1 pseudogene is annotated in these 482 nt (G+C 74.7%); it reads right to left on the reverse strand.

Annotated elements, in window-relative coordinates:
* A pseudogene (locus tag IF19_RS1000000137910) lies at positions 1–482 on the reverse strand (hypothetical protein); the annotation flags it as partial.

A 482-nucleotide genomic window follows, 5' to 3' on the forward strand; every position in this document is an offset into this window, starting at 1 on the left:
GGGGTGGCCGTGGCGGCTTCGACCGGCGCGACGACCGCCCCCGCGGCCCGCGCCGTGACGACGACCGGCCCTCCGGTGGCGGCTTCCGCCGCGACGACAGCCGCGGTGGCGGGTTCGACCGGCGTGATGACCGTCCCCGTGGTCCCCGTCGTGACGACGACCGCCCCTCCGGCGGCGGCTTCCGCCGTGACGACCGGGACCGCGACCGGGACCGTGGGCCCCGGCGTGACGATGACCGTGGTGGTTACCGGGGTGGTCAGCAGCGCGACGACCGTCCTCGAGGCCCGCGTCGTGATGATGACCGGCCTTCCGGTGGTGGGTTCCGGCGTGATGACAACCGTGGCGGTGGCTTCGGTGGCGGCGGTTTCCGCCGTGACGACCGCGACCGTGACCGGGACCGTGGGCCTCGCCGTGATGACGACCGTGGTGGTTACCGGGGTGGTCAGCAGCGTGACGACCGCAGGGACGACCGGGGTGGCTTC

It is taken from the genome of Streptomyces californicus (genome assembly GCF_000717645.1).
Classification (GTDB): domain Bacteria; phylum Actinomycetota; class Actinomycetes; order Streptomycetales; family Streptomycetaceae; genus Streptomyces; species Streptomyces californicus.